Below are 23,880 nucleotides of genomic sequence, written 5' to 3'. Positions count from 1 at the left end.
ACTTGGGAAATTGGAAGTCAGGGATCGGGAGTGGGAAGTGGATGGGCTGCGCCATGAGCAACCCAGCTAAACTCTGAAGATACCCAATTCACCTAAAAATCAGTCAAATAGGGTGCAGTTCTGCTCAACACGCTTCTCGCCATTGCCACAGTCACGCGGACTCATCCTATCCTTGTTCTCCGTTGCCACGCTCCGCTTCAAATACGGAGGCAATTAAGCTTAAGCCAACAAGAGGAGCCGTGACCGCCCGCAGAATCCGATCGCCTAACGAAACGGGTTGATAGCCAGCATCGATAGCCACGGCAAGTTCTGATTCAGTCCAACCACCTTCAGGTCCAGTAGCTAGCGAGATCGCCAGAATAGGACGAGATGGTTGCGGCGCTTGTGTTGCAGAAAGTTCATCTTTCCATCCCCCACCCCCCAACCGCTGATTCCGCGCTTCCTCCAAACAGGTCAGCAGGTGAGGATGGTGATCCCGCGCTTGGCATATGTAGCAAATAGACTGGCGGGTGTTCCACGTTTGCAGAGCGTCTGACCACACAAGAGGAGCCGTGATGACTGGAACCACTTGGCGTTCTGATTGTTCAGCGGCTTCTTGAGCAATACGCTGCCAACGATCGATCTTTTGAGGGCTAGGGTTCAAGACGGTGCGAGCGCTGTGAATCGGCACTATTTGAGAAACGCCTAATTCAGTGGCTTGCCGCACGACATCATCCAAGCCGGTTTTGGGCATGGCAATTAACAACGTGACAGTGATTGGCAGTTCAGTTGCCACCGCGATCGTCGTCAGAACTTGCCCCTGCGCTGCATTTTCGGTCAAAGCCACTAGCCACCATTGCCCATGCCCATCCATGGCAATGAATCGATCGCCTGGTCGCAGCCGCAAAACTCGGCTTAAATAGTGCTGCTGTGCAGGAGTAAGGTCAACCTGATTGCCCGCCATTTGCCCGGGCGCTACTACAAGCCGCTGAAACGGATTCATAACTAATTTCAATTACCACTATTTCAAAAATCTTGCAATGGCTATTGCGATTTCGTTACAAATATTGTTATATTTATTCACATAAAGTTACAAGAACGCACAGCGATCTGTAGAGAGTTTTTATGAGGAACTTCCTCAGCTATTGGGAGTAGCTGAGCGGCGGTTCGAGATTTACATTCAAGATTTACAGCAAGGGAGGTAGGAATGATGTTGACGCTTTTAATTGCACTGTTTGTAGTTGGCTGGGCGGCGGCTGCCATCATTGGAACCCAAGCCTATTTTCGCGGCGAGCAAACCAAGCCAATTCACGAGCGTAATTGGCGATCGAGTTCCTTTGAACAACTGGCAAAGTCGGTTACGGGGGTTGAAACCGATTACAGTGCCCGGGTTCCGGCATACCAAATGGATGCCTATTCCAGCCGGATGCTGCCCGATGCATAATTGAGCGCTCGATCAGCAGACCCAGCCGTGGAACTGGTAACCCGATCAATCCAATTCAATCCGATCTAGTTTTAATGCGATCCTCTAATAGATAAGTCCCCTAGTGCGATACCCACTGGGGGATTTTTCTACCCCTATCTTGCGGGTAACTCACAGTCGAGCAACTGGTTAGCCATACTGAAAATAGCAAAGGGAACCGGACACTTCTTCCCCTTACTGGTGCGAGCAAGGGATTGGAGGATGAGGGCGTAAAATGCGCAGGGACAAAGAGAGGGCACTTTAGAGAAAGGAGTTCAGGTGCCTCCCAGTTGTGCAAGCCCCGCCCTCAATCCCGTTCTCAAGGCTAGACGAGGAACTTAGAGCCAGAAGAATTGGCTTCGCTTGCGCCCGAGTCATTTTTCTCTCGCTCCCCTTCCCCCAAGGTTGGGAGAAGAGGCAGGGGGATGAGGGCTGTTACAACCACACCAATACGAAAATGGAATGCACCCAAGGGGTTCTCTCGATGCAGCCACGCCAAAAGTTTAGCCGTGCTGTCCTGCTAAGCTTCAGCCCCAACTTGATTGGCTGTATCTTCCAACTTAATGGTAAGATAGCGAATCACTTCGTCGCTCAGGCGCATGGCTCGTTCCATTGCGGCAACAGCAGCACCACTGCCACTGTAATTCATTTGAATGTAAATGCCCTCACGTTGCTTTTTAATTTCGTAAGCAAGACGACGGCGACCGCGATGCTGCGTTTCCAGGTTCTGAGCGCCTTGTTCCAGCAAAATGGTTTGGTATTTACCGATCGCTTGATCGGTCTGGTCGTCTCCTAAATCAGGACGCAGAATGTACATTGTTTCGTACTGTGGCATGAAATTTTCTCCTTGTGGACATCAGGCCGCTGCACCAAAAACCTTTTCAGATCGAACCAGAATTTTCCTGGAGGTTTCGATTTTAGGAGATCTTTGGTAAGAGGCAAGGAATTACAATCATATACCAGGTTAACCCACTCTATCTATGGCGCAACGGTACGTCCGAATTCAAACAGCAACAGGGCAGCTTTATTATGGTCTCCTGCACCTCGATCGGCGAGTGCAAGTGTTGGATGCTCCTCCCTGGATGAAAGGGCAACCAACAGATGAAGAACTGCTACCCAATGATTACCATTTGTTGGCTCCTTGTGCGCCTTCTAAAATTGTGGCGGTTGGCAAAAATTATGCCCGTCATGCCTCAGAGATGGGTGGTATGGTTCCCGAAGAGCCGCTGTTGTTTATCAAGCCGTCTACGAGTATCACGGCTCCTGATGCCACCATTTTGTATCCACCGCAGTCAAAACGGGTGGATTATGAAGGAGAACTGGCGCTGATCATTGGCGATCGGTGCATTGATTGTACGCCTGAAGAAGCCCGCTCTAAGATTTGGGGCTACACCATTGCCAACGATGTCACCGCACGAGATCTGCAACGCAAAGATGCACAGTGGACACGAGCCAAAAGTTTTGATACCTTCTGTCCATTGGGACCATGGATTGTGCGCGAGGTCAGCGCTGGGGCACGGTTGCAAACCTTTCTCAATGATGAGGCGGTGCCCGTGCAATCGGCTTCGATCGAAGAAATGGTCTTTGCTCCCGATGTGCTGGTATCCTACATTAGCCATATTATGACGTTATTGCCAGGCGATGTAGTGCTGACGGGAACGCCCGAAGGGGTCGGTGAACTGCATGTAGGCGATCGGGTGCGGGTAGAAATTGAAGGGATTGGGTCACTGAAGAATGTCGTGACCTTAAGAAAGCCAACAGCGCTTCCAGATCCGCCGTTGGAATCTGAAAGCGCCGAGGAAACAAGCCTGTAGCTGAAAACGAAGGGGTAGATAGCGAAAGGAGTAAATATCGAAAGGAACTAGCGCACTTGCATATAAACCGCTTCTGAAAGCGTTGGAATCTCGGCATAGCGCCCTAGCGCCGATTGAATCACCGAGTAAATAACAGCCACTAAGGTTCCCAGGAAGATGACATTAAAGATTGTTTCTAGGAACAGCCCACCGCCTAAAACTTGCTGTAAAACGAGTCGAACAATGATGCTGCACAGAATTAGCACAATATCGAGGAGAATTGCCTGCATAGTGTTGAAGCGAATAAAGTGACTAATGCGCTCGTTGCGAACTACCAACAGAAACAGAGCAAAGAAAATAATCAGTCCCACAAATGGAACGCCTCGATAGATAGCCAGCAGCGGTTGAAGCGGTAGCAGCAACGGCAGCAGGGCTGGAAACTGATTAAAAAAGGGTTGGGAAAACTCGAGGCTGTCTAGTAGCGGCAACAGATAGGGTAGGCAGGCAAAAACCCGATCGGCAGGAGTTGTGGTACTGCGCCAAGTCATGTTGGATTCTCCAGAACGGCATTGATCACTGCATTACTAATGCCTAGAATAGCGTACTCGCTTCGATTCCGTTGCAATCTTCTCATTCAACTCAAGCCCTACTCAATGTGGGCGATCCGAAATCCCATCTGACACTCAAATTGTTCGGGCATATCATCGGTGAGTTTTCGGAGGGCACGCCCACAGCGGAGTTGCCCTTGATGCCACCGAGGTTGACCGTTTTGGTCAGCCATTAAGCAGGTTTGACAAACTTGATGAGGAGAACAGAGTTGATTATCTAGTAGAACGACAAGCATCGCATCACCTCTAGTAGGTTGTTGCCCCTACCCATTGATCCCATCGAGTGATCTCAGTAAGCCCATTCTAGGTTATGAATTCCAAACAAATGGGAAATTGTATGCATAGCTTAATAGCTGAGTCCAGAGGCAAAAGTATCATAGACAGCCATTGCGATCGATTGGTTACAATTTTCAACGAATTGAAAGTTGCTAGATTAATGGAGCGAGTTTCTTCCCTACGCACTTCTTCACTTCCTCGCGTTGAAGTCATGATCTAAATAGCCGTCGTAGTTGTCAAGTTTCATAGTTGTCAAGTTGTTGAATGATGGCTTCAATTTGCTGCAATTCTCGACTCACATCTACGTCCGTAAGCTTAGATTCTTGCAACAATCGTAGCCAATACTTGGCCTCTCTAGCTTCGTTCATGACGGCTGCCAGCTTCTCCAGGAATTTCTGGTGATCCCGCTCGGCGCTGGCTTGTTCTAATTTCATACCAATACCAGTACCGCTCCTCAAGATGTGGGGAGATAGTACAAATTCTTGTCGGGCTTGCAGTTTTCGATAGAGCCGAATCACGCCGATCGCAAATTCAAAGCTCTTAGTTTGAAGGACGTTCTCCTCCATGCTTCCTTTTGTGTGTGCAAGAGGCTGGATGTGTAAGTACAAAGACTAGGACAGGGACACAACTGATACCCAGGCTTGATACTGCGGATCGCGGTTCTCGGTGATAGCGGTGAGCTTCTCGCGTAGCTTGTCAGTAATCGGTCGATGGGACGGCAACTCGTAGTTTTCGATGCGCCGCACGGGTGTCACCTTCGCAGCGGTTCCGCTCAGAAACACTTCATCGGCAATCAACAGTTCCGATTTATCGATCGGACGTTCAACCACAGGAATGCCTAAATCCCGTGCTACTGTTAAGATACTATCGCGGGTAATCCCTTCCAGAATGTCTTGCTCATATCCAGGGGTGATAATTTGCCCATGGCGAACAATAAACACATTCATGCCCGACGCCTCGCTGACCTTGCCTTGAGCATTCATCAAAATGGCTTCATCAAACCCAGCCCCGACCGCTTCGGTTTTGGCCAACGATGAGGTGATGTAAGCACCGCTAATTTTGCCACGCAACGGCAGGCTTCGATCTTCCTGACGATACCAAGAACTAATCCGACAGCTAACCCCCTCCGGCGACAAATAATCTCCAAGTTCCAGCCCGTATACAAAGAAATCTTTAGCCACATTGTGCAACCGGGGAGCAATTCCTAAATCAGAAGTATAGACAAAAGGGCGGATGTAAAACGATGTGGTGGGTTGATTCTTTTTAACAAATTCGACAATGATAGATTCAATTGTGCTAGCGGGCAAGTCAAACTGAAGAAACCGGGCACTATCGCTGAGCCGTTTGCAGTGGCGATCGAGTCGAAATAACAAAATTTGATGCGGATGTTGAGGATCTGGAATGCCTCTTAACCCGCCAAATGCCCCTGTGCCATAGTGAAGCGCATGGGTTGCAATCGAAAGTTTGGCACTTTCAAATGGAATAAACTGACCCTCGAAATAAGCGAATGGTAAAAAGTTGTGCATTCTGACAACCCTCTATGGACTCATCCTGCATTTAAGACTGACTAGCATTATCACACACCTGCTTCCGAGTCCCTTCATTCTTTATGCGATCGATGAGGAAATGCTGCGGACTGTGAGGCGGGTGAAACCTGAAGGGGAAGCAAAGATAGGCTGAGGGCGTTTCGTAAAACGCCCCTCCCAGGATCTGGAATCCAACTTTCAGACTTGGAACGAACACGTTTTCAGTGTTTCTTGCTCAACCCGTCTTCTAGCGATCGCTAGAGTGCCTCAAGGGAATGCCAGGTAGATGATTCGGTGAAATCAGGAGGTGGAGGCAGGTCTGAAAGCTCTGGTGCAAGCGCATTCACATCGGGTAGTCCTTTAGGATCGAACATCACCAAATAGCGATCGGCTGGATGCTGGCGATTGAGCGTGTGGGCATGTCCTTCGGCATCAGAAAATTTGACAAAGCGAGCCACAGGAACTCGATCGGTGGCTGAAACAAACCGCACAACCACCCATCGCTTTAGAGAATCGCGATACGGCATAATAGAAAATCTCCGCATAGGATCAGGAGGACATAGGAGCGGTGCAGAACTTGACCGGGACGCATTCGCTCCTAATCCATTGTTCCGGGCACAGACAGCCTACCCCTGATTTTCTACAAAAAAATAAATTCTAGCGTAGCTGGTGGCGTTGCCGAGCTTTCAATACGATTGTGAACTCAGGATTTGCCCAAAAGATTGAGCGTACTCGTTCCAAAAATTCCATCAAAAAATCCAGCAACGCAGGCAATCATGTAAGTGGCCAAAGCACCAGCCAGCAGCGCTTTCCAGCACAATCCAATCACTTCTTTGCGGCGCCATGGCAGTAGGGCAAACACCCCGCCGACTACAATTCCCCAATATGCTAGATGGGCAAACCCAGACAAGGCATAGCTCAGCAACAGCACGGCTCGATCGCTAAAGGTGTTACTGCCCGATATCACAGATACAGTCACCGATTGATAGGGAACGATCGCCGTCTCCAGCAGCCGTCGCCCCAACAACAACGAACATTGCCACAGTTCTTCCCAGCGCAAGGATACCCCAGTCAAAACTGTAAAGGGCAGCGACAACGCCCCTAGAATGTTGGGAAGACTCACAAGTCTAAACCATCCACCTACGGGGTTTGGCAAGGTGGCCAGCCAGTTAGCCAGTTGAACCACAAAATAGGTTAATCCCAATACCATTATGAGTCCAGCGACGATCGCCGCCGCGATTTTTACGCCCTCAATCGCCCCTTCGATCGCGGCTTCGGTAGGAGTGGGTTGGCGAATGGATATCTCTGGAATCGTCGCGTCTGGCAAATCAACAGTTGTTGTATCGATTGTTGTATCCATTGGTTCCGCCACTGGTTCAGTCACAAAAGTTGAACGATCGGGTCGATCGATCCAAGCAGACTCAGTGACAACAGGTTTCGCCTTCCAATCTGCTGAGGGCTGGGCTGTCTCTGGAACTAGGATTTTAGACAACAAAAAGCAAGCAGGAATTGCCATGATAGAGGCGGCAATTAGATGCACAGACACATTGGGAAAGATTGGTTGCAATAAACCTACATAAGCCGGTAATGTAGCGGAAGTCGCTGTGCCGAAACAACAGGCAAGCACAGCGCATAGCTCGCTTCGGGTCATTCTAGGCAGGTAAGGTTTAATCACAATCGCCGCCTCAATTCCCAAAAATATATTCGTCACACCACTCAAGGATTCTGCACCACTCAAGTGCATTGAGCGATGAAACAGTGCAGCAAACAAGCGAACTAGCCCTTGAATTACTCCTAGTCGGTACAGTAAGGCCACCAATCCGCTTACAAAAATGATGGCTGGCAAAGCTCGAAACGCATAGATATAACCCAAGCGAATGCCACAAAAACCTGGAACTACTTGACCAGCACTGTCAGCGGTACAGCTATCTGTACCGGGAGGTAGAGGCGATAAAAAGAAAGTGTCTTGCCCTGGAAAGGGAACAAGGTTTCTGCCAAATACAAACCGTGCTCCTGCATCGGCTGCCTCAAACACGAGATTTAAGAAGCTGCCTAGCCCTATTAAGAGATCTCGTACTTGCGGGATCAGTTGCGGTAGCACAAATACAACGAAACCAATTGCAAATTGAAACAAAAGCCCCAACATCACCACCCGCCAAGGAAAATACTTCGGGTCGCGATTCTCGGAAAACAGCCAGGCGATCGCACACAACCCAAAAATTCCAATCAAGGAAATCATGTTGAGGAATCCCATAAGCTGTGCATCCTTAGTTGACGAAATTTAAGTAAACGAGTGCGAGGGGAAACCGATGGCGACTGGTGCTTGAAAGATTTTGCAAAGACAAAGCAGATGTTGCAAAACTGATCTACCACGCTTATCTTGAGGCTAGCGCCAACTCATTCTATTATTTTCCATCTACAGAGAATAACTCAAATCTAAAGCTTGGGAACACTTACCGCGAAATCTGTTTCTAACCTTTAATGTTTGATGCAGGTAAGTGCCATAGCGATAGCTTCAACCGATTCTTTCATGTAGAACATCTATCAGCTTCATCCGCCATACTAGGCATAGCAAACCGTGCTCGGAGGGTATGATGGGCTTCTATTCACAACGGATCTTCCCATATTTATTAGATTGGTCAATGTCAGATCAATCCTTTGCTAACTACCGTCGGACGGTTTTGGCAGAGGTAGAGGGTGACGTGCTGGAAATTGGATTTGGAACAGGTTTAAATCTCTCGTACTATCCAGAACACATTCACAAACTTGTGGCGATCGATGCAAATCCTGGCGTTCACAAGTTAGCACAAAAACGAATCAATACCTCATCTATTACAGTTGATCATCGTGTACTCAATGGTGAGCACTTACCTATGTCCGACGGCACATTTGATAGCGTTGTCAGCACTTGGACGTTATGCAGCATCGCAAACATTGATCAAGCCCTCCAGGAGATTCATCGGGTGTTGAAACCAGGCGGACGTTTCTTCTTTATTGAGCATGGCTTAAGCCGCGATCCGCAAGTACAAGCATGGCAAAATCGGTTGAATCCGTTACAAACTATCATTGCCGATGGCTGTCACCTCAACCGTAATATTCGGCAATTAGTGGAGAATCAATTTTCCTCTGTAAGCTTGAAGGAATTTTACGCCGATAAAACCCCGAAATTTCTTGGATATCTCTATCAGGGCATTGCTACTAAAGTCGCCTAATTGGACAAACCTACTGAGTCAGTTCCTATTAGGGAACAAGTGGGTTGAATGTAGCCGATTTCTCCCTCTACCCAAGGTCTTGGTTTTGTGGGTGCGTGCGGATGCGATCTACGACTTGATCTAATCCTACGGCACGGGAGGCTTTGAATAAAATCCGATCGCCCGGTTGCATCAATGCCGTTAAGCGTTGTACCACTGCATCGGGATGAGAGAACTGTTCAGCCGCCAGCGGCCAGGCTCCTTCAGCCAGTGCTTGGCTTTCTGCTGCATCTGCCAAAATCAGCAGCCCATCCAAGTTCAACTGCTGCACCAGTGCCCCTACCTGCTGGTGGAAGGCGATCGATCGATCGCCCAGTTCTTTCATTGTGCCCAGCACGGCAATGCGACGTTTGGCAGGAGTGTCTGCCAACAACTGTAGAGCAGCAGTCATCGATTCCAACCCAGCATTGTAGGTCTCGTCCAGCAGCACAATGTCGTTAGGGAGAGCATAGCGCCGGGCCCGTCCTTGTGGTAATTCGATCGACAAACCCTGCATCAGTGGCGACCAGTCGATCTGGAGCACCTTGGCTACTGCTAGCGCGGCTAAGTAATTGAAGGCATTGTGCCGTCCCGGAAGTGGTAACGGCAGAGTTACATCTTCTACTTGCAGCGTCATTGCATCCAGCAATTTGCCTTGTAAATCGCCGCCCTCTAATCCATAGGTAATTGTTTTTCCCTGCCAAACTCGCGCTGCTGTTTCCATTAACCGACTGTTGTCATAGTTGAGAACGGCTACGCTGGCGGCTGGCATTTCGCGCAACAGTTCACACTTGGCCTCTGCGATCGCCTGCTCTGACCCTAGACGCCCAATATGGGCCGTCCCTACATTGGTAATGACCGCAATATCAGGACGGGCAATTTGGCTGAGCAGCGAAATTTCGCCCATGCCGCGCATTCCCATTTCCACTACCGCAAAGTTGTGGGTGGTGTCTAGTTCTAGCAGGGTTTTGGGAACGCCAATTTCGTTGTTGAAGTTAGCCTGCGACTTTAAAACGTGACCTTGTGTAGACAAAACGGCACTAATCAATTCCTTTGTGGTAGTTTTACCTACCGAACCTGTCACGGCAATCACCGGCATGGTGAACTGCGATCGCCACCACTGCGCAATTGTTTGATAGGCTGTCAGCGTATTGTCTACGCTTAAAATCGGCAGGTTTGCTGTCTCATTCAGGGTTATTGTCTCACTAAAGCTGTGATCGACAATGGCTGCTACAGCGCCCTGCGCAATTGCTTGAGTCACAAACTGATGCCCATCAAATCGATCGCCGCGAAGGGCCACAAACACGTCACCCGGCTGAAGGTGACGGGTATCAGTATTAATGCCAGTGGCGACCGTTTGCAGATAAGAATCTGCCAAATATGAGTGTGCGGACAATCGCGAAACAAGCTGACTTAGGGAAACAGAACAAGCCATGAAACCGAAATCGTTACATTCGATTAGCAGCCATGATACTCCCTCTGGGTCGATCAAACGTAGCTCTTATCAAACAACCTTTCATGACGTTGCAGATGGTGCTTGGAATTTTTTAAAATATCCATCGAGTGTTTTATATTAGGGTTCGACCTGTTAATTCAATTAACTCTAGACAAGGTAGAAAAGGAGACTGAAAGCAATGACCCAAGTGGTCCTCGGAGAAAACGAAGGAATTGAATCAGCACTGCGTCGGTTTAAACGGCAAGTTTCAAAGGCTGGAATTTTGGCTGACGTGAAGAGTCATCGCCATTTTGAAACTCCGTTAGAGAAACGCAAGCGTAAAGCAATTATGGCTCGCCGCAAACGTCGGTTCCGCTAAACAAATCGAAATAGTCAGGTTCATTCGAGCCAGCCATAAACCTAGGGTTTTAGCCGCTTCTTAAAACCTTATTGAAGATCGAGCCTACAGGTAGGGGCATATTAAGACATGCCCCCGGTTTACTTTTTCTTGACTTGAATCGTTTCAACGCGATCGGGTTGCATAACACAGCCGATTCGCGTTGTGTAGTTCCCAGAATTTACGCAAAAGGCGTTCAAAGGCGTCTATCAATACAGTGGTCCTTGAAGGATTGCATCGGATTTCGTGAGCGCTAGGGTTAGAACAGACGGAAAAGTGTCAAAACTAGGGAGGGAGACCCCAATTCTGAGCTTTGCATTGGTCAGATCTTGGTCAGCAACAGCGTCTTCTACTCTCTAGATCAGCCCGAGGAGCCTTGTGCCATGAGCAATCCGATCGACAATGTTGACAATAATCTGGACACAATCAGCCGTCAGTTCATGAGTCTGGAACGTCCCAAAAAGCCAAAAATGTTGGTTGTGGATGATGAACCCGACAATCTGGACTTGCTGTATCGCACCTTTCGCCGCGATTTCATCGTCTTGCGAGCCGAAAGTGGAGTTGTGGCACTGGAAATTTTGGCGGCGGAAGGCGAAGTTGCTGTCATTATCTCGGATCAGCGAATGCCTGAAATGAAAGGAACTGAGTTTCTCAGCAAAACTGTTCCTACATTTCCAGACACGATGCGCATCATTCTGACCGGCTTCACCGATGTAGAGGATCTAGTCGAAGCAATTAACTCTGGACAGGTTTATAAATATATCACAAAACCGTGGGACCCCAGTGAACTGAAATCTGTGGTGCAACGCGCGGTTGAAACCTATGATCTCCTCAAACAACGCACCGAGGAACTGCGTCGGGCCCAAGCGCAAACCATGCTGTTGCAAACGATCGTGCAAACAGCCCACGCAGGATTCACCCTCGAAACCTGTCTACAAACTATTGCAGATGCCTATGGGGCTGTGTTTTTAACCGATGGATGCATCTTGCAACTGGTAACAGGTACAACCTTAGGAACAGTAGGAATCTATAGTGCCAATGGCACTCTCACTAATTGGCTTGCACTCGATCCACTGGTACAAACAGCGATCGCTTCCCAGACCATGCAGGTTGCCGTCAATGTTGCTTCTAATCCAGCGTTGGCTGATATTCCCCATTATCTTGACACTGGTATTCAGGCCCATCTGATCGTTCCAATTACTTTTCAATCTGAAACCTTGGCAGTGCTCTCTCTGCAATGGCAACGACCCCATGCTTTGTCTGAAGACGAACTACATACCATTCACCTATCGGCACAGCAGCTTGGCATTGTTTTGACCTGCAAGCGTCAACAAACAGTTGGAGTATAAATCAACTAGCATGATTGACGTGTAGGATCGACGTGTAGTACTCAACAAGTTGCATTTTTCTGTGAAATTAACTTCAACGTCGTCCCAAGAGATTCAGGCGTTGTTCGATCGCATTGCACCCGCCTACGACCAACTCAATGATTGGCTGAGTTTGGGGTTGCATCGTGTGTGGAAACAAATGGCTGTAAAGTGGAGCCAGCCAGTCCTTGGGGGCACCTGTCTAGATGTGTGCTGTGGCAGCGGCGATTTAGCACGTTTGTTGGCAAAGCGGGTTGGGTCAAGTGGAAAAGTGTACGGCGTTGATTTTGCACCGGCTCAGCTAGCGATCGCTCGCCAGCGTACCCTGCCATTTCAGCAACCTGCCATCACTTGGATCGAGGCGGATGCGTTGCATTTACCCTTCGACGCCAATTTTTTTGATGCCGCCACAATGGGCTATGGACTACGCAATGTCGTAGATATCCCCGCTAGCCTCAAGGAATTGCATCGTGTGTTAAAACCCGGCGCAACGGTTGCTATTTTGGATTTTCATCGTCCTGATAGTGCTGTGGCTCAAGCCTTTCAGCAATGGTATCTTGAAGCAATCGTTGTGCCCTTGTCCGAACGCATGGGGTTGCGCGAGGATTATGCCTATATTGCCCCTAGCCTCGATCGGTTTCCCATAGGAGCACAACAGATCACCCTGGCCCAAACCGCTGGCTTTTCCCATGTCATTCATTACCCGATCGCCAACGGCATGATGGGCGTACTGGTTGCGACAAAATAGAAATTGGGGGTTAGGAATTCGGTTCTAATCGTTCGTTTTGGGAGCCTGCCACATTTTCAAGCCTGATTCTTATCCCCCAACCTCTTCTCTCAAGTAGGGAGAAGGGGAGCCGGATCGAAGTCCCTCGCCCTTGGGAAGAGGGATTGAGGGTGAGGGCGACACACGTGATAGGCTCCCTTTGTTCTTTTCTCAATCCTTCCTAATCACCAATTGCCAACCTCCAATCTTCAACTGCCTTGGATCTCTATAGCATCTGGATTTTAATTGCTCCTCCTATCATTGGTGGCATCATTGGTTACTTCACAAATGACATCGCCATCAAAATGCTGTTTCGCCCATACCGTCCACTTTATGTTGCTGGGCGACGACTGCCGTTCACCCCTGGATTGATCCCTAGTAATCAGGAACGCTTGGCCAAGCGAATTTCCGACACCATTATGGGGTCGTTGCTGACGCCCGAAGAACTGCAAAACTTGGCGCGAAAACTACTACAAACCGATCGCACTCAAGCCGCAATTTTGTGGCTATTAAAACTGACCCTGGAACAGGTACAGGGAGCAAATCAAGCCAAAGCGACCCAGGTTGTTGCTAATATTTTGAAGGATTTACTAGGACAATCGTTGCCGCGATTGATTAAAGTTCTGGCGCGGCGTGATGACTTTTTAGAAGCTCAACTCAACCAAATCTTTGATCAAGTTTTATTGGAACTGCAATTAACAGAAGCACAGGCTCAGCAGCTTTCTCAATGGCTCTTGGACGTTGTTGTGCCACCGGATGTGATTCGATCGGCGATTGTAGATTTTCTGACCGATCGCAATATTCGTATCATCGATGAAGGGTTCCGAGAGCGCACCAGCGGCACCTATTGGGTTGTAGCCAATTTGTTTGGATTGCGCAATGCCTTAACGCGACTCCGCACCTACTGCTTGGACGAGCGTGAGGAAAGCAACGCCCGGATTGCCGAATTGATTAAATCTTTGGGCATTCAAGATCGACTGACAGAAATATTGCTGAACCTATCTTTGCAAAATTTGCCCATTTCCACCGTGCGGCAATTGCGAAAAACCATGCGTGACAGCGTACGCACCTATTTACAAGAAAAAGGATCAGAGGTTTTGCAAGGCTTAACTGATTCGATCGACTGGAACAATGTTGCCAATTTGTTGTTAAATCGGTTGCGTACTTCGGCGGCTGTCACCAATTCCCTAGAACCCGTCAGCCAAGAATTAGCGCTGATTTTAGAGCGCTACCTTGAACGTGATCTGGAATCACTCGTTGCGCAAGTCATTCCAATTCTTAATATTGATCAAGTGATTATTAATCGTGTGCAAGCCACCTCTGCTAGAGATTTAGAAATGGCTATCCAAGGCATCGTTCGCAACGAATTACAAGCGATCGTCAACTTGGGTGGCATCTTGGGATTTGTCATCGGCTTGATTCAGACTGTGACATTACTACTGCGGTAGGCAGGCGCAGATAGGCAGGTGCTGCCTCTACTAATAGACCCAGTTAACAGAATTAATAGAACCAGTGGCGCTGTTCCTACCGTTAGTTTTATCCGTTATCCTTTCAGATACCCTGCTGCCACACAGGTTTCAATCGTTTGCTGTACAAATTCCCACAGCTCAGGAGCACCACTGGCGATCGGCTGCATTCGTTGTATTACCTGATCGCGGGTAATACTGTGAATGCGCCAAGTTCCCCCTTGGGTTTGTCGATTGTGCAGTAAAGGCTGAATACGATCGAGAGCGGTGGCAAATTGGGCAGTGACAGTCTTCTGAGCCTCAAATTCATTCCAAAGCTGACATAATTCTTGTCCCTGCTCGCTGGGGAGAAGCCCAAACAGACGATCGGCGGCTCGCTGTTCCCGTTCAGCTTTAGACTGGTTGCCTTGCACATCAAAGCAGAACGTATCGCCTGCATCGATTTCAACCAGATCATGAATCAGCAGCATTTTTACTGCCCGAAACAAATCGGTTCCAGCCGGAGCATATTCCGACAACACCATTGCCATCAAAGCAATATGCCACGAGTGTTCGGCGCTGTTTTCTCTCCGGGAACTATCGGTTAGCAAGTCTGCCGTAAGATTTGCTTGAGGCGATCGATTTCTAAAATAAATGCAATTTGTTGAGCCAAGCGATCGGTAGATTGCATCGCCTGCTGAGTTACCTGAGAGATCATAAAAATGCCATTTAGAGCGTATTGCTAACTCAACTCTAGCGCTAGTGCATGGTTTTGAAACCCAGTTCAGCACCATAGCATTCCAGAACCCATGCAATCAATCAGAGGGATACAAAAGCGATATAAAGAAGGCTCAATAATACTCGGTCGATTTGCCAGCGCTGGCGAGAGGTGTTTCAGTAAGGAACACTAAAACTGTAGAGAAGCAGTCTCAGGCGACCAGCCGATTCGTTTGACAAAACATCTGCAAAAGACAAGCCGATATGAGGAGAAATTAAGCTGCCTTTGTCTTGGTATGTCCTGATTTCTTAATTTGCACAGCACTGAGCTTCTTGCCTTGCTTTTCCAACTGACGGTGGCTAGCAAAGGCAGCAACACGATTCGTACCGAAGTGATGAACAATCGACTGACGACCGGTGTGGAATTCGTGGAAGTAGTAGTGCAATGTCATAGTTAAGAACTCCTTGAGCAAAATCTTGGTGGTTTATTGAGGGGTTGCACCCGTTTGCTTGCTTTCTGTAATAGACTTCAACGGCAGTCCCATCGATTTCGCTCAGTTCCACGAATTAAAGTTGAAATTTTTGTAAAGGGTGAGATGACCTGCGAGAATACCACTCTTTGCCTCCCTGTAGGGCACTGTGCTCGTGGCATCAAATCAGGCAATAGAAAAAGTCGATCGCGCTAGTGGGGATGGACTGAAAACGGTAAGATGTAAAGGATCACTAAGCATTTCGACTGTTTCTATGGAAGCTCTATCCTCTACTTCTCTTCTGGTAGTTCTCTTGTATGTAGCGATCGGTGGAATCTACCTAGTCGTGCTACCGGCTCTGTTGTTTCTCTATTTAAAGCAGCGCTGGTACACGGCTCGATCGATTGAGCGGGTGCTGATGTACTTCATGGTGTTTTTGCTATTCCCTGGATTGCTGCTGCTCAGCCCATTTCTCAACTTCCGTCCGCAGCCTCGGCAGATGAGCTAAGTCATTATGCGACGGATTGATGTAATTGGCATTGGTATCGGTGTGTTTGCAGCGGGCGGAATCATTTACGTGATTCTGAAGTTGGTGGGCCTAGACGATCTCAACGCCGGAATTTGGAGCCAAGTCATTTTTCTAGGTGGGCTGATTGGCTGGGTTGCCACCTACTTAACTCGGGTACTCACCAGAAATATGACTTATAACCAACAGCTAGAAGAATACGAAGAGGCTGTTCTCCGTCGCCGCCTCGAAGAAATGTCGCCCGAAGAACTTGAAGCCCTCCAGGCAGAGGTTGAACAGGAGAAACAGGAGAAGCAACGTATGATGGGTGAGGAATCAGGAAAGTAATGGGTTCTGTTGGGAAGCAAATTGAAACACTGCGCGATCGGGGACAATGTGCCTTAATTCCGTTTATTACGGCTGGCGACCCAGATTTGGAGACAACGGCTCAGGCGTTACACCTGCTCGATCGCAGTGGCGCAGACTTAATTGAATTAGGAGTCCCCTATTCTGATCCCTTGGCAGATGGCCCTGTGATTCAAGCAGCGGCTACGCGGGCTTTACAACGGGGTACACGCCTAGAGCAAGTGTTAGAAATGCTTAAAACCGTTAGCCCTCATCTGCAAGCCCCGATCATTTTGTTCACCTATTACAATCCCATCATCAATCGTGGCATTTCGACCTTCATGCAGCAAATTGCAGCGGCCGGAGCTAGTGGTTTAGTCATTCCTGATCTGCCTCTAGAAGAAGTCGATGCTGTATTGACAGCTGCTAAGCATTCTGGAATTGAAGTGATATTGCTGGTGGCTCCCACGTCTCCTAAACAGCGGATTGAAGCGATCGCTCAGCAGAGCCAAGGCTTTATCTATTTAGTCAGCGTTACAGGTGTAACCGGAATGCGATCGCAAATTGAATCGCGAGTACAAACGCTGTTGACCGAGTTGCACAGTGTTACTGATAAACCGATTGGGGTTGGATTTGGCATTTCTCAACCTAGTCAGGCAAAACAAGTAATGGAATGGGGGGCCGATGCAGTAATTGTAGGCAGTGCTTTTGTTAAGCGTCTAGCGGAAGGTTCACCCGATCAAGGCTTGCAAGCAATCGAAACATTTTGTCGGTCTCTCAAGGCAGCAATTCTGGAATAGTTAGCAAGACCGAGCAGCACAAATAGTTCAAATGTCTATCTGAATACCTATATCTGCTGATCTGACGAAAGATATGGTGAGATCGAACCAGCGAGATCAAATTATGGAGTAGCCTATGAGCCAATCTACTTCAGACCCAAAGAACTACGAAGAAAATTACGGAATTGTTTTAGTGACAGCTGGCTCCAAAGCCGAAGCAGAGACAATTGCAGATGCTTTGATTCAGTCAAAATTGGCTGCCTGTGTCAATCTCTTGCCTGTCCACTCAATTTACACCTGGAACGGAACAATTCAGCGTGATGAAGAGGTACAATTAATTATCAAAACTAACCTCGATCGATTCCAAGACATAGAAGCGAAGGTGCAATCATTACATTCATACGAGGTTCCAGAAATTATTGCAGTGCCCATTCTTTACGGTACACAAACTTATTTGCAGTGGGTAACTGAGCAAGTACAAAACTAGTGTTTAAAAAGGTCAACTAAAGGCTTTGAGGCAATCTCAAGTTGCTGAAACACAAGTAGAGCTGGTGAACAAACCCATCTTGCTCACTGTTTGTGACCCGTGGTTGTCTCGATAGATTCAAGCAATCAGAAGGATCAACAGCAAGAAGCTGATGATGGGAAGGCTAGAGTCAAAGAACAGCCCAGCTGTGAATGTATCGACGTTAGCAGAATTAGTCGCGTTGTTTTTCATGGTTTTGTCCTCCTATCTATTAGTTTGCTCTGAGAGTATGAATTACACATCCCCCAGATAGGCTACCCATTTAGGGGGATAGCAGCAGCCCAACGCCTAGTAACCTATCTATGAATCACTACACCCCAAAAAGGAGTATTTCCGTATCATTTAGATTGGCTGCTGACTCTGACAAGTTGTAGTCGCAGTTGCTTTTGCATTGACAAACTAGGACAAGCCTCATACAAACTCATTAGCCAGAGACTTGCGAGCAATGACAGGACTGGAATGAAAGCCGTCAGTGCTCGTATCATTGCCAACGCGGAAGTGGGTTGAACTAGTTGAATTGGACCCGGAACTGCCTGTTGAAAATCGGCCGATGCCAGCACTTGACCAACGAACAGTAGCCCGATCGCCAACGCGATTTTTTGCAGAAATACCAGAACGCTGTACAGCAATCCTTCTCGACGGTTTCCAGTATGCTGCTCGTCTATCGCTGCCACTTCTGGTAGGAGGGACAAAGGAATGAGGTAAACCGTAGACATGCCGAATCCAATTAAGACAGACAGCATATACAGCAGGCTCGTTTGACCCGGACGTAAATCAAGCAGTTGCAGCGCAGCTAAGATCCATAGGCTTGTGCCTGCCCAAAATACCAATCGCTTGCCAATCGCTTGGCTCAATCGCTCCCATAGAAATAGCGTTGCCAATGCCGTTCCTTGCATCAGCAAAACCAGTTGTGGAATTGCCGACGAGTCTCGTTGCAGACAATACACAATGAAATAGGGCAAAAGGGTAGGTGTAATCTGCAACGCTAGCCAAGACCCTGCATAAATCCCGGCTAGCAGGAGCAAGGGACGGTTGTAGAGCAATTGCCACCACGTTTGTAGCGCTTGTTGGGGAGATTCATTCCTTGGCTGAACTTGTGAATGGATACTCGGTGCCTCTGTTACGCCCCAGCAGCAACTCAAAATAGATAGAACAATGACGATCGCACCAATTAATCCCAAGTTAAACACCCGTTGTTGTGGCTGACTGATCCAGCGATCCATGCCTTGGGCGAGCAGTAGCGACAGAATGCAACCACTCAGAGAAAAGCCAAACCGAAAGCCATTGAGGCGAATATGTTCATCATGACGATCGCTCAGGTCAGTCAGTAGCGCTCCATAGGGAATTGTGAAGGCGTTTCCGGCCGTTTGAAACAGCAGCGCCATCAGCAAAAAGTAGCTAAAGCGCAACCATTCACCGCCTGGTGGTACCCACCAATGGAGCCAGAAACTCAAGCCCAAGATTGGAGCACTGCTCAATAACCAAATTCGCCGGCGTCCCCATGAACTTTGAGTGCGATCGCTCAAGGCTCCAATGCACAGGGTGCTGACCGCGCTCCAACCTTGACTGAGGCATAAAATTAGTCCGGCTCGATCGGGTGATAACCCTGCCACTGTGGTTAAAAAAAAGAAGAAGAATACCATTAAGGTATTGCCGGCCATCGAGGGTCCAAAGTCCCCGACACCATAGGCAAGACGGGTCAGTAGCGTGATGGGGTGGCTCAAAGATCGCTGGCTCAAATTCGTCGTCATCATAGATATGAATGCATGGATTGCGAATGGGCAAATGCAAACATGCAAAGAAGTTGTACTGAGAGCGTTTGCGTTTATGCGTTGCTGAATGCAGAGGTGAATTGCCCTCATCTCCAACCCTTCTCCCTTGGGAGCAGGGAGCCAGACTTGTCGTTCCCTTTCTTTTGCGAGAGGGGTAGAGTGAGGGCTGCAAGAAGCGCCAGCCCGAGAATCATACCTCTGTTCAGCAACGCCTGCTTTTAATTAGTCAACTCGTTTTTTTTCAAAATCCATCCTACCTAGAGAAAGATTCTAGTGGGATGGCAACTCTATCCAGTGAGCGAATCTCGGTTGAGAATCATTACTCGATCCTTGAGATCAAGCCGTTTGAACACTGCGTGATTTAGCTTCATGGAGAGTAGGAGATTCGAACTCCTGACCTTCGCGGTGCGATCGCGACGCGCTACCAACTGCGCTAACTCCCCTCAACGGGTTTCATTCTAACATTCTGTTCCTCGGCAAAGACAGCTTGAATGCGATCGAGTTCAAGATCGGACAGATAGTCAACCGCCCAGTTAGCGTAGCGTTGCATCATATGGAACGGATAGGTATTGGCAACTCCTACAACCTGCATTCCGGCTTGTTTGGCGGCTGTAATGCCCCTCAATGTATCCTCGATCGCTAAGCATTCGCACGGTTGTAGCTGTGAGGCAGGACTATGTTGTCTCAACTGTGTCACCGCGAGCAAATAGCCTTCGGGGTCGGGTTTGCTGCCTTGGATATCATCTCCTGCCACAATCACCGTAAAGAATTCTCGGAGATTGAGGTGAGCTAATACATACTCAACTTCTGACCGGACCGCCCCACTCACTACTCCCATTACTATGTGTGCGGCTTGAAGCTGTGTCATCAACTCAGTCAAACCCGGGTATGAAGGCAACGTTTCAAGCGTTGCCAGTTCTTGTTGATAGGCGCGAGACTTGCGCTCAATCAGGTTGGTTAAATAGGTGTCTGTCACCACACGACCGCGACGAGTCAGCAGATCTGTTAAACAAGCCCGATCGCTGCGCCCTAAGCAAACCTCTCGATATTCGCCGGGTTTAATCCGGAGGTTTTCCTCGACCAAAAGTTGTTCAATCAGTTTTTCGTGTAAGGCTTCGTCGTTAATAATGACACCATTGAAATCAAACAAAACCGCTTTCAGGGACATGGAAGCTCACGGGCACAGTACTTGGCGCGATCAAACTGGTCGCGATCGCGGCCTCAATCTAGCGAGGATTATACCGCCTCTGATGCTCCTGTAACGGGTTGTTCCACACCTAAAAAAGCTCTAACTAGATTTAAATAGGTTTCTGTATCTTCCAACATGGGGAAGTGCGCCGTATTGGGAATGATGACATGCTCAATTCGCTCGTTGAGGACTGCCGCCGCCTCTCCAAGCGCCACCGGAATGATTTTGTCGTATTCTCCTGAAATCAGCAGGGTCGGAACACAAATGTTGGCAAATTCCTGGGGCATTTCCAAAGCGGCTCGTTCGCTGACGGCGGTATATACCGTCCCCAAGGCAGCTTCATAATCTGCCGTTAAAAAGTCTTCTAGAAATGCAATTCGTGCTGTTTTTGGAATTGAGCGCCGCAAGAACCTGGCCATAAACATCCGATCGATGCCGGGAATTCTAACCAGCCAATTCGGACGGAAGCCAACGACGTAGCCCCCAAAGCGATGAAAGGACTTAAACGCCTTCTCGTCATATTCAAATACGCCGCTGCACGTTAGAACGGCACGTTTAACCCGTTGAGCATATCGATTCAAGAACAGAACGGCAATCGACGAGCCAGTCGAATGGGCATTGAGGTAAACCTGAGGAATACTCAAGGCATCTAGAAACAGTGCCAGATCATCGGCATAACTATCTAGCTCATAGCCTAAGCCTGCCACATCGGGCGGAATTGGGCGCGGCAGCAAAGATTTACCAAACCCTCGCAAATCGTAAAGTAGGCAATCGAATCGATCGCTTAGCGCCGCCGCTGTACTTTGCCAATAGCGGGTTGATCCGGCCCAGCCGTGCAAAAATACCAAAACAGGTTTATCTGAACCAGGCTTTAAATCCGTCGATAATCGCTCCGAGGTGCTGACCCATTCGTAATAGTGAGGCACACCCCGAATAGAAATGTAGGGCATTGGTCAGGGCAGGGAGATCAAGAGTTAAGGGCTGAGGATTGGATCGATGACGAGATAGTTGGCAGCCACATCACTAAACTAGGCAGATTCCGGTTTAGGCAGTGATGAAGGATGCATTAACAGTTCGGCAGTCGATCGTTTTTCCACCATTTCGCGTGTGATCGAGCAACGGGTGACATCTTTGCGAGATGGTAGTTCGTACATCACATCCAGCATTAGCTCTTCAACAATGCTGCGCAAAGCTCTAGCCCCTGTCTTACGACGGTAGGCTTCCTTAGCGATCGCCCGCACAGCATCTGGCTTGAATTCCAACTGTACATTGTCCATCCGCATCAGCTTTTGATACTGCTTCACTAGGGCGTTGCGCGGCTCAGTTAAGATGGCAGCTAGGGCGTCTTCGTCAAGCGGCTCGACCATCGCAATGACGGGCACTCGCCCAATGAACTCTGGAATCATGCCGAACTTCACCAAATCATCCGGCTCCAGATGTTTCAACACATCGGATGTTCGCTTTTCTTTGGGCTGATGCATTTCACCGGGTTGAACAAAGCCCATTGATTTTTTGCCAGTGCGCTGTTCTACCGCCTTCTCTAGCCCGACAAAGGCTCCTCCACAGATAAACAGAATGTTGCTGGTGTCAATTTGGATGCAGTCTTGGTAGGGATGCTTGCGTCCACCCTGAGGAGGAACATTGGCAACGGTTCCTTCCAGCATTTTTAGGAGAGCCTGCTGCACTCCTTCACCGGAAACATCGCGGGTAATCGAAGGGTTTTCGCTCTTGCGGGCAATTTTATCAATTTCATCAATGTAGATGATGCCGCGCTGGGCTGCCTCGACATCCAAATCGGCCACTTGCAGCAACCGCAGCAGGATATTTTCAACATCTTCGCCTACGTACCCCGCTTCAGTCAGGGTAGTGGCATCAGCAACCGCAAAGGGAACATCCAATAGCTCTGCCAACGTCTGTGCCAGTAGTGTTTTGCCACAACCTGTAGGGCCAATCAGCAAAATGTTGGACTTTTGTAGTTCGATCGCGTCTTCTCCAGCTTTGCCACCGTTTTTCGACTGCGCATAAGCTAAGCGTTTGTAGTGGTTGTAGACTGCCACCGACAAAATCTTCTTAGCTTCATCTTGCCCAATTACATGGTCATCGAGGTGTTTTTTGATCTCACGTGGCTTGGGAATTTGATTCATTGACAGCCCAGACGCACGCACCTGTCGTTTTTCGGGCTGATGTTCGCGACGAGCCGAGGGTTGTGGAACCGATGAGCTAGAGTCAAATAACTCCTCATCTAAGATTTCATTGCAGAGATCAACACATTCGTCACAGATGTAAACCCCAGGTCCAGCAATTAACTTGCGGACTTGCTCTTGGGATTTACCACAGAATGAACACTTGAGATGGGAGTCATATTTAGACATATTTGCCCCTTACTTGACTGCGGTAACAGACTGCCCTGGCATAGGCAAAGGTTGGCGCGATACCACCTGGTCAATTAAACCGTAGTTTTTCGCTTCCTCTGCCGACATATAGAAGTCACGCTCAGTATCAGCCTCAATTTTTTCAAGTGGCTGTCCTGTATGATAAGCCAACAATTCGTTGAGAGTGCGCTTATGATACAGAATTTCTCGCGCTTGGATCTCAATATCCACCGCTTGCCCTTGTGCCCCTCCCAATGGTTGGTGAATCATGATGCGAGAACTAGGAAGCGACAAGCGTTTGCCCTTCGTACCGCTAGCTAATAAAAAAGCTCCCATGCTGGCGGCAATTCCATAACAAATTGTTGCAACGTCGGGACGAACCTGCTGAATGGTATCATAGATAGCCATTCCTGCCGTCACAGAACCGCCCGGAGAATTGATGTAAAGTTGGATATCTTTTTCTGGCTCTTCTGCATCTAGGAACAGCAGTTGAGCCACGATCGAATCAGCGACCGTATCATCAATCGCTGTTCCTAAAAAGATGATCCGTTCTCGCAGCAAGCGCGAGTAGATATCAAAGGCGCGTTCTCCACGACCTGATTGTTCTACTACCATCGGAATCACCGCCGTAGGCGACAGCCGAGACGGAACCATTTCCATATCGTAAGAGTGGAGCGATTGAATCTGCGACGATCGAGCACTAAACAAAGGCAAAGGCAAAGACTGAGAAAACAGCATAGGAGAAATGAACTCAGAGATTGGGCGGAAGGCGTCAAATTGGCAAAAAATGCAGACGAACTTTAGCGCACTCGGATTCAGAATAGATTATGGACTAACTTAGCAAATTTGAGCGCTTTCCTTTGATCTTTATTATGACTCATGCGTACTCATGCGTCGGTATGGTCGGCAGGGAACCGCCCC

At 48.5% G+C, this 23,880-nt stretch carries 26 protein-coding genes, 1 tRNA gene and 1 pseudogene; 11 read left to right on the top strand and 17 right to left on the bottom strand.

The genetic code is table 11. The annotated features are described in order from the left end of the window. Positions 1 to 166: 166 nt before the first annotated feature. Positions 167 to 982, bottom strand: a complete 816-nt coding sequence (locus OXH18_RS19535; RefSeq protein ID WP_268609139.1) for a 16S rRNA (uracil(1498)-N(3))-methyltransferase — start codon at positions 980 to 982, stop codon at positions 167 to 169. Positions 983 to 1,189: 207 nt separating this feature from the next. On the opposite strand from OXH18_RS19535, the gene OXH18_RS19530 reads away from it, so the two are divergent. Next, on the top strand, positions 1,190 to 1,423 hold the full coding sequence (locus tag OXH18_RS19530) for a photosystem II protein, Psb35-related (RefSeq protein ID WP_268613218.1): 234 nt from the start codon (positions 1,190 to 1,192) through the stop codon (positions 1,421 to 1,423). Between the two features lie 538 nt (positions 1,424 to 1,961). On the opposite strand, the gene rpsF is transcribed toward OXH18_RS19530, so the two are convergent. Next, positions 1,962 to 2,276, bottom strand: a complete 315-nt coding sequence (gene rpsF / locus OXH18_RS19525) for a 30S ribosomal protein S6 (protein WP_268609138.1) — start codon at positions 2,274 to 2,276, stop codon at positions 1,962 to 1,964. Between the two features lie 145 nt (positions 2,277 to 2,421). Between rpsF and OXH18_RS19520 the strand changes: the two genes are divergently transcribed. Beyond that, entirely contained in the window at positions 2,422 to 3,255 is an 834-nt protein-coding gene (locus OXH18_RS19520) for a fumarylacetoacetate hydrolase family protein (RefSeq protein ID WP_268609137.1), read from the top strand. 47 nt (positions 3,256 to 3,302) lie between these two features. Here OXH18_RS19520 and OXH18_RS19515 read toward each other — a convergent pair whose 3' ends face one another. The 6 genes from OXH18_RS19515 to OXH18_RS19490 form a co-directional block, all read right to left on the bottom strand. Next, positions 3,303 to 3,782, bottom strand: coding sequence for a Tic20 family protein (locus OXH18_RS19515; protein ID WP_268609136.1), 480 nt, complete (start codon positions 3,780 to 3,782; stop codon positions 3,303 to 3,305). A 98-nt stretch (positions 3,783 to 3,880) separates the two neighbouring features. Further along, positions 3,881 to 4,078, bottom strand: coding sequence for a hypothetical protein (locus tag OXH18_RS19510; protein ID WP_268609135.1), 198 nt, complete (start codon positions 4,076 to 4,078; stop codon positions 3,881 to 3,883). A 276-nt stretch (positions 4,079 to 4,354) separates the two neighbouring features. Next, entirely contained in the window at positions 4,355 to 4,684 is a 330-nt protein-coding gene (locus OXH18_RS19505; RefSeq protein WP_268609134.1) for a four helix bundle protein, read from the bottom strand. A 45-nt stretch (positions 4,685 to 4,729) separates the two neighbouring features. Further along, a complete protein-coding gene (locus tag OXH18_RS19500) occupies positions 4,730 to 5,644 on the bottom strand; it encodes a branched-chain amino acid transaminase (protein ID WP_268609133.1) in 915 nt (304 codons plus the stop codon). Positions 5,645 to 5,901: 257 nt separating this feature from the next. Further along, positions 5,902 to 6,189 (bottom strand): hypothetical protein, encoded by a 288-nt coding sequence (locus tag OXH18_RS19495; protein WP_268609132.1) that lies wholly within the window; start codon positions 6,187 to 6,189, stop codon positions 5,902 to 5,904. A 158-nt stretch (positions 6,190 to 6,347) separates the two neighbouring features. Beyond that, positions 6,348 to 7,883: a NupC/NupG family nucleoside CNT transporter gene (locus tag OXH18_RS19490; RefSeq protein WP_268609131.1), complete on the bottom strand. Its 1,536-nt coding sequence runs from the start codon at positions 7,881 to 7,883 to the stop codon at positions 6,348 to 6,350. Positions 7,884 to 8,238: 355 nt separating this feature from the next. Here OXH18_RS19490 and OXH18_RS19485 point away from each other — a divergent pair, with 355 nt between their 5' ends. Then, complete coding sequence (locus OXH18_RS19485; protein WP_315874764.1) at positions 8,239 to 8,856, top strand: class I SAM-dependent methyltransferase; 618 nt, start codon at positions 8,239 to 8,241, stop codon at positions 8,854 to 8,856. 67 nt (positions 8,857 to 8,923) lie between these two features. Here the strand turns inward: OXH18_RS19485 and OXH18_RS19480 are convergent, their stop codons facing one another. Beyond that, positions 8,924 to 10,309, bottom strand: coding sequence for a UDP-N-acetylmuramoyl-tripeptide--D-alanyl-D-alanine ligase (locus OXH18_RS19480; protein ID WP_268609129.1), 1,386 nt, complete (start codon positions 10,307 to 10,309; stop codon positions 8,924 to 8,926). Between the two features lie 199 nt (positions 10,310 to 10,508). Here OXH18_RS19480 and rpsU point away from each other — a divergent pair, with 199 nt between their 5' ends. The 4 genes from rpsU (at position 10,509) to OXH18_RS19460 (ending at position 14,287) form a co-directional block, all read left to right on the top strand. Next, complete coding sequence (gene rpsU / locus OXH18_RS19475) at positions 10,509 to 10,688, top strand: 30S ribosomal protein S21 (RefSeq protein WP_058881784.1); 180 nt, start codon at positions 10,509 to 10,511, stop codon at positions 10,686 to 10,688. A 401-nt stretch (positions 10,689 to 11,089) separates the two neighbouring features. Beyond that, positions 11,090 to 12,055, top strand: a complete 966-nt coding sequence (locus OXH18_RS19470; RefSeq protein ID WP_268609128.1) for a response regulator — start codon at positions 11,090 to 11,092, stop codon at positions 12,053 to 12,055. 61 nt (positions 12,056 to 12,116) lie between these two features. Then, positions 12,117 to 12,821, top strand: coding sequence for a bifunctional demethylmenaquinone methyltransferase/2-methoxy-6-polyprenyl-1,4-benzoquinol methylase UbiE (gene ubiE, locus OXH18_RS19465; RefSeq protein ID WP_268609127.1), 705 nt, complete (start codon positions 12,117 to 12,119; stop codon positions 12,819 to 12,821). Positions 12,822 to 13,057: 236 nt separating this feature from the next. Continuing rightward, the gene (locus OXH18_RS19460) at positions 13,058 to 14,287 is read left to right on the top strand and encodes a DUF445 domain-containing protein (RefSeq protein WP_268609126.1); all 1,230 of its coding nucleotides are present in this window, start codon (positions 13,058 to 13,060) and stop codon (positions 14,285 to 14,287) included. A gap of 95 nt (positions 14,288 to 14,382) precedes the next feature. On the opposite strand, the pseudogene OXH18_RS19455 reads toward OXH18_RS19460, so the two are convergent. Beyond that, positions 14,383 to 14,975: pseudogene (locus OXH18_RS19455) on the bottom strand (HD domain-containing protein). A gap of 301 nt (positions 14,976 to 15,276) precedes the next feature. Beyond that, positions 15,277 to 15,453 (bottom strand): hypothetical protein, encoded by a 177-nt coding sequence (locus OXH18_RS19450; RefSeq protein ID WP_268609124.1) that lies wholly within the window; start codon positions 15,451 to 15,453, stop codon positions 15,277 to 15,279. Positions 15,454 to 15,745: 292 nt separating this feature from the next. Between OXH18_RS19450 and ndhL the strand changes: the two genes are divergently transcribed. The 4 genes from ndhL (at position 15,746) to cutA (ending at position 17,587) form a co-directional block, all read left to right on the top strand. Next, complete coding sequence (gene ndhL, locus OXH18_RS19445) at positions 15,746 to 15,979, top strand: NAD(P)H-quinone oxidoreductase subunit L (RefSeq protein ID WP_268609123.1); 234 nt, start codon at positions 15,746 to 15,748, stop codon at positions 15,977 to 15,979. Positions 15,980 to 15,985: 6 nt separating this feature from the next. Next, on the top strand, positions 15,986 to 16,324 hold the full coding sequence (locus OXH18_RS19440) for a DUF3007 family protein (RefSeq protein ID WP_268609122.1): 339 nt from the start codon (positions 15,986 to 15,988) through the stop codon (positions 16,322 to 16,324). Beyond that, on the top strand, positions 16,324 to 17,121 hold the full coding sequence (trpA, locus tag OXH18_RS19435; protein ID WP_268609121.1) for a tryptophan synthase subunit alpha: 798 nt from the start codon (positions 16,324 to 16,326) through the stop codon (positions 17,119 to 17,121). The genes OXH18_RS19440 and trpA overlap by 1 nt, the downstream gene beginning before the upstream one ends. Positions 17,122 to 17,236: 115 nt before the next feature. Further along, on the top strand, positions 17,237 to 17,587 hold the full coding sequence (gene cutA, locus OXH18_RS19430; RefSeq protein ID WP_268609119.1) for a divalent-cation tolerance protein CutA: 351 nt from the start codon (positions 17,237 to 17,239) through the stop codon (positions 17,585 to 17,587). Between the two features lie 377 nt (positions 17,588 to 17,964). On the opposite strand, the gene OXH18_RS19425 is transcribed toward cutA, so the two are convergent. The 6 genes from OXH18_RS19425 to clpP form a co-directional block, all read right to left on the bottom strand. Then, positions 17,965 to 19,380, bottom strand: a complete 1,416-nt coding sequence (locus OXH18_RS19425) for an MFS transporter (protein ID WP_268609118.1) — start codon at positions 19,378 to 19,380, stop codon at positions 17,965 to 17,967. Positions 19,381 to 19,768: 388 nt separating this feature from the next. After that, positions 19,769 to 19,841 (bottom strand) — tRNA-Ala (locus tag OXH18_RS19420). Further along, entirely contained in the window at positions 19,832 to 20,566 is a 735-nt protein-coding gene (locus OXH18_RS19415; protein ID WP_268609117.1) for an HAD family hydrolase, read from the bottom strand. The genes OXH18_RS19420 and OXH18_RS19415 overlap by 10 nt, the downstream gene beginning before the upstream one ends. Before the next feature lie 68 nt (positions 20,567 to 20,634). Next, positions 20,635 to 21,537: an alpha/beta fold hydrolase gene (locus OXH18_RS19410; protein ID WP_268609116.1), complete on the bottom strand. Its 903-nt coding sequence runs from the start codon at positions 21,535 to 21,537 to the stop codon at positions 20,635 to 20,637. A 78-nt stretch (positions 21,538 to 21,615) separates the two neighbouring features. Continuing rightward, entirely contained in the window at positions 21,616 to 22,959 is a 1,344-nt protein-coding gene (clpX, locus tag OXH18_RS19405; RefSeq protein ID WP_268609114.1) for an ATP-dependent protease ATP-binding subunit ClpX, read from the bottom strand. A 9-nt stretch (positions 22,960 to 22,968) separates the two neighbouring features. Next, positions 22,969 to 23,619 (bottom strand): ATP-dependent Clp endopeptidase proteolytic subunit ClpP, encoded by a 651-nt coding sequence (clpP, locus tag OXH18_RS19400; RefSeq protein WP_290428467.1) that lies wholly within the window; start codon positions 23,617 to 23,619, stop codon positions 22,969 to 22,971. Positions 23,620 to 23,880: the final 261 nt, after the last annotated feature.

Origin of the sequence: Thermocoleostomius sinensis A174, from assembly GCF_026802175.1 — a bacterium.
Classification (GTDB): domain Bacteria; phylum Cyanobacteriota; class Cyanobacteriia; order Elainellales; family Elainellaceae; genus Thermocoleostomius; species Thermocoleostomius sinensis.
The sequence above is the reverse complement of the archived record's forward strand: the minus strand, read 5'-3'. Positions and strand labels throughout refer to the sequence as shown.